We start from the raw sequence: 4,966 nt of genomic DNA on the forward strand, positions 1-4,966 counted from the left end.
CAGCGCCAGAACAGCCTCATCGATCTTGTCTCGATCAATCTCCATGGACTGAGCCTACCACGCAAAGCCGTGGTGCGAGACACGACATCATCAACGCCTGTCAATTCAAAATGGCCGCGGTGCAAGCCGGGTGGTTACGTAGAATTTTCTCGGCAAGTCGGACGAGGAGATTCCGATGAAGAAAACCCGTTTCACCGAGGCGCAGATCATGGGCGTGCTGCGGCAGGCCGAGGGCGGGCTGGCCGTACCCGATCTGTGCCGCGAGCATGGGATCAGCAGCACGACATTCTACAAGTGGCGGGCCAAGTATGGTGGCATGGATGCGTCCATGATGAGCCAGATGAAGGTGCTTGAGGACGAGAACTGGCGGCTGAAGCGCATGTTTGCCGATCTCAGATGCAGGCTGACCTGCTCCGAGAGGCTCTTGGAAAAAAGTGACGCGGCCAGCTCAGCGCCGGGAGTTGGCTCAGAAGGCAGTGGCGGCGAAGGGGGTCAGCATCGCGCTGGCCTGCCGCGCGTTGGTGTCAGCGAGACCTGTTTCCGGCATTGATGATGTGACCGCTCCCCTTTGTGGATCGTTGCAGACCCACATTAGCACATAGATGCCGTGGGGGGCGGCGGTCACATCATCAATGCCCAAGCGGGCTCCCACCCCAAGCGCAATTGCTAGCCCCGTGCATGACGTCATGACAGCTAAGCCTTCATCGTCCGGCATGTCCTTGCAGTGACCCCTTTGCCATGGTCGCGCAAGTCATTCGGCGGATTGCCCCGGGGGGCGGTTTCCATATGTGCCGTCGTATGCTACCGGCAGAAAAGAGTTAATTGTTGCAGGGCAGGCATCGTGACGATCCACCATGACTGNGGGCCAGCCCTTCCGGCAGCTGAAGTTCCGCACCATGATCCCCGAGAACGAGGATTTCGGCGCCACCGGCGCGCACAAGCATTGGCGAATCACCCCGCTGGGCCATTTCCTGCGGCGCACCCGCATCGACGAACTGCCGCAGTTGTTCAACATCCTCAAGGGCGACATGAGCTTTGTGGGCCCCCGCCCGCCCTTGCGCGAATATGTCGAGCGCTTCCCGGCGGTCTATTCGCAGGTGCTGAAAAGCCGCCCCGGCGTGACGGGCCTTGCCACCCTGATCTATCACCGGCACGAGGATCGCATCCTGGCCCGCTGCACAAGCGCCGAGGCGACCGAGCTTGCCTATTACCGCCGCTGCCTGCCCGCGAAGCTGAAGATAGACCTGATCTATCAGCGCCACCGCGATATCCGGCTGGACCTGTGGATCATGTGGAACACGCTGAAGATCGTCCTGACCTCCAGGGACGAACGCCCGCGCCGGCGGCGGCAGTTTGTGGTACCTACTAAAAAGGATTTCCGTGCGGTTTGGCGTAGCGCCTCAAAGTAATCTTGTCGCAGCAAGTTAACAACTAAACTGACTAGGAGGTAGATTCTGTCCCTTGAAGTGGTGTAGCTGGCGCTGATCGTCACCGTGATGCTCGGCGCGGGCCTGCTTGATCAGGATGCCACGGCGGGCAAGCTGATGACGGGATCATCGCCTATCGCTGCGATGGTTTCCAGCGTCATGTAGCGGGCGCGCTGGACCGCCCATTCGTCGTTCTGTTCCAGCAGCAAGGCCCCGACCAGGCGGATGATAGCCTCGTCGTTGGGGAAGATACCCACCACGTCGGTGCGGCGCTTGATCTCACCGTTCAGGCGCTCGATCGGGTTGGTCGAATGCAGCTTCGCCCGGTGTTCCTTTGGGAAGGACATGTAGGCGAGGACGTCGTGCTCGGCGTCATCCATCAGCGTGGCCAGCTTCGGCACTTTGGGCCTGATCTGATCGGCCACGGCGCGCCACTGGGTGCTGGCGGTCTCGGCGGTGTCCTGGGCAAAGGCGGTGGCGATGAAGGCCGACACGACCCTGCGCCCGCTCTTTCCAGCATGGGCCAAGGCGTTGCGCTGGAAATGGACGCGGCAGCGCTGCCATGTTGCACTGAGAACCTTGGAGACAGCGGCCTTGATGCCTTCGTGGGCGTCCGAAATCACCAGCTTCACGCCCCGCAGGCCGCGCCGGGTCAGCTTGCGAAGGAACTCGGTCCAGATCGGTTCGGCCTCGGACGTGCCGATTTCCAGTCCCAGAACCTCGCGCCTGCCGTCAGTATTCACGCCGATGGCGATGATGACAGCCACCGATACGATCCGCCCGCCACGCCGGACCTTGAGGTAGGTGGCGTCGATCCAGACATAGGGCCAATCGCCTTCGAGCGGGCGGTTGAGGAAGGCCTTCACCTTGCCGTCGATCTCTTCGCAGAGCCGCGAGACCTGGCTCTTGCTGATCCCGGACATGCCCATGGCCTTGACCAGATTATCCACGGACCGCGTCGAGATGCCCTGGACATAGGCCTCCTGGATCACCGCCGTCAGGGCCTTCTCGGCCATGCGCCGCGGCTCGAGGAAGCCTGGAAAGTAGCTGCCCTTCCGCAGCTTCGGAATGCGCAGCTCGACAGTTCCGGCACGGGTCTCCCAGTCCCTGTCGCGATACCCGTTGCGCTGCGCCCGGCGTGCGGGGTCCTTCTCGCCATAGGCCGCGCCCGTCACGGCGCCGACCTCCAGTGCCATCAGCCGTTCGGCGGCAAACCCGATCATCTCGCGCGAGCCAGATCGGCGTCAGGGGTCTTCTCGACGAAATCACGCAGGTTCATCATGTCAGTGGTCATCGGTGGAATCTCCGGTCCAGGTTGGTGTCAGCAACCAGACCCTACCGGAACATCGCCGGTGACCACCTCACCCAGAACCTACACCACGCTCAGGGACAGCATCAGGAGGTATTGACGTTCACCTGAGCAGAATGACTGTTGCTGCGACGGCAATGAAGGTCCACGTAGCTATGCGAGACAACCTCTATGATAGCGTCGAGGCACTCCAGGCCAATCTCGATGCTCGCCTCCTTCGCCCGGGCGGCGTCAATCATGCGTGCTCGGATCACCCGAGCTCAACTCGCTGATGCTGCCCTTCATACCCAAGAGCAGGCGGTCATTGGGCAAGCAAGGATCGTAGACGCCGTCGAGGTCGATAACGCGCGCCTCGACAAGCCCGCACAGTTCGAGCAGGTGGTGCCAGTCCCTGCCGTTACGCGCCAGCCGCGAAGCATCAAAGCAGAGCACGCCGACTTCCCCGGCGCACAAGGCGGCGACAAGCTTATCAAAACCGGCCGGGCCACCATACCGCTGGCAGAGCGGCCGAGGTCGTCGTCGATCACATCCACGGTCCGGAAACCACGACGACGTGCGACCTCGAGCAATTCATATTGCCGTCGCCGGCTCTTGGTATGTAAGCGGCGGTTGCGCTCCATGCGCTTTTAACTTGAAGGTTTGAAGTTCCAAGGCAGCAGATCGTCAATCTTTGCCTGCGGATGACCGGCTGCCACCGCCTCCAGGGTTGCCTTGAGGTAGGCGAAGGGTTCGACGCTGTTGATCTTTGCGGTGGCAATCAGAGATGCGATGCGGGCCCAGGATCGACCACCCTCATCATGACCGGCGAACAGCGCATTCTTGCGGGTCAGGGCGATCGGCCTGATCAGGTTCTCGACGCTGTTGGAGTCGATCTCGACGCGGCCGTCGTGCAGGAAAGTCTGCAATCCGTCCCAGTGGCGGTAGATATAGGCCAGCTTCTCTCCGAGGCGGGACTTCGCAGAGATACGCCGGCATTGCGCCTGCAGCCATTCGCCAAAGGCTGCTACGAGTGGCGCACTGCGTGCTTGGCGGGCCGACAGCCGCTGGCCTGGTCCCATGCCACGGATCTCGGCCTCGATCCGGTAAAGCTCGGCGATCCGGCGCAAACCCTCAGCCGCGATCTCGGAGCCGTCGCGATCGAAGATCTCTTTCAGCTTGCGCCGTGCATGTGCCCAGCAATGGGCGACGATGATCGGCGCACCGCCTGTCCGGGACGGCCGTGTCAGGCGGTTGTAGCCGGGATAGCCATCCAGCTGCAAAATGCCGTCAAAGCCCTGCAGGATGCGCTCTGCATTCTCACCCGCGCGGTCGGGCGCATAGGTGAAGACCACACCGGGGGGATCGCCCCCGCCCCATGACCGGTCATCGCGCGCCAGGGCCCAAAGGTAGCCCGTCCCCTGCCAGGATCAAGCACGGGTGCGGTGGTCTCGTCCATGAACAGCTTGTCCGAGCGCTTCAGGTGTTCGGTCAGCCGATCGACCACCGGGCCGAGATGGAAGGCAGCGGTGCCGATCCAGTCGGCCAGCGTGCTGCGATGCAGTTCGACCCCGGCCCGAGCCAGGATCTGGCTCTGGCGGTATAAGGGAAGGTGGTCCGCGTATTTACTAACCAGCACATGCGCAAGGGCACCCTCGGTCGGCAGTCCGCCTTCGATCAGGTGCGCGGGCGCCGGTGCCTGGGTAACACCCTCGGCGCATCGACGACACGCATATTTGGGGCGGATGGTCACAATGACCCGCAGTTGCGCGGGCACGATGTCTAACCGCTCGGCCCGGTCCTCGCCAATGCGGTGCATCTCGCCACAGCCGCAGGGGCAGAGCAGGCTGTTCGGCTCGATCACCCGCTCGATCCGGGGCAAGCCCGCCGGAAGATGCCCACGGTTGCAGCGTGCGGCTCGACGCGGAGGCGTGCCGGGCAGTGCCGCGGCGTCCTGCCGCGCCTCGACCTCGGCCACCACTGCTTCGAGATCCTCGAAAGCCAACTGGCGCTCGTCATCGTTCAGCTTTTCGGAGCGTTTGCCATGCACGACCTGGTTCAGTTCGGCAATGAGATGCTCCAGCCGCCGGTTCGTTTCCCGCAGCGCATCCCGTTCGCGCAGCACCGCCAGCACAGCTGCACGTTGGCTTGCGCGCACCACGGTGATCCGACCACACATTCCATGAACATCCGACCGGGCATTCCACGATCATCCGACCACCCGTTCCAGCCGCATCCGACCAGGCTGATCTGA

General features: G+C 62.7%; 2 protein-coding genes and 3 pseudogenes. 2 read left to right on the forward strand and 3 right to left on the reverse strand.

The features are described 5' to 3' along the window. Positions 1 to 175: 175 nt before the first annotated feature. Positions 176 to 547: pseudogene (locus tag IEX25_RS19365) on the forward strand (transposase); the annotation flags it as partial. 307 nt (positions 548 to 854) lie between these two features. Next, the gene (locus IEX25_RS19370; protein ID WP_188717342.1) at positions 855 to 1,409 is read left to right on the forward strand and encodes a sugar transferase; all 555 of its coding nucleotides are present in this window, start codon (positions 855 to 857) and stop codon (positions 1,407 to 1,409) included. Between the two features lie 110 nt (positions 1,410 to 1,519). On the opposite strand, the pseudogene IEX25_RS19375 reads toward IEX25_RS19370, so the two are convergent. The 3 genes and pseudogenes from IEX25_RS19375 to tnpC all read right to left on the reverse strand — a co-directional run bounded on the left by IEX25_RS19375 (position 1,520) and on the right by tnpC (position 4,891). Beyond that, positions 1,520 to 2,721: pseudogene (locus IEX25_RS19375) on the reverse strand (IS256 family transposase). Positions 2,722 to 2,967: 246 nt separating this feature from the next. Beyond that, positions 2,968 to 3,168 carry a recombinase family protein gene (locus tag IEX25_RS20245; RefSeq protein ID WP_229665504.1) on the reverse strand — a complete coding sequence of 67 codons (201 nt, stop codon included), beginning with the start codon at positions 3,166 to 3,168 and terminating at the stop codon, positions 2,968 to 2,970. A 194-nt stretch (positions 3,169 to 3,362) separates the two neighbouring features. Then, a pseudogene (gene tnpC / locus IEX25_RS19385) lies at positions 3,363 to 4,891 on the reverse strand (IS66 family transposase). Positions 4,892 to 4,966: the final 75 nt, after the last annotated feature.

The sequence above is a fragment of the Paracoccus acridae genome, from assembly GCF_014642735.1.
In the GTDB taxonomy this organism is placed as follows: domain Bacteria; phylum Pseudomonadota; class Alphaproteobacteria; order Rhodobacterales; family Rhodobacteraceae; genus Paracoccus; species Paracoccus acridae.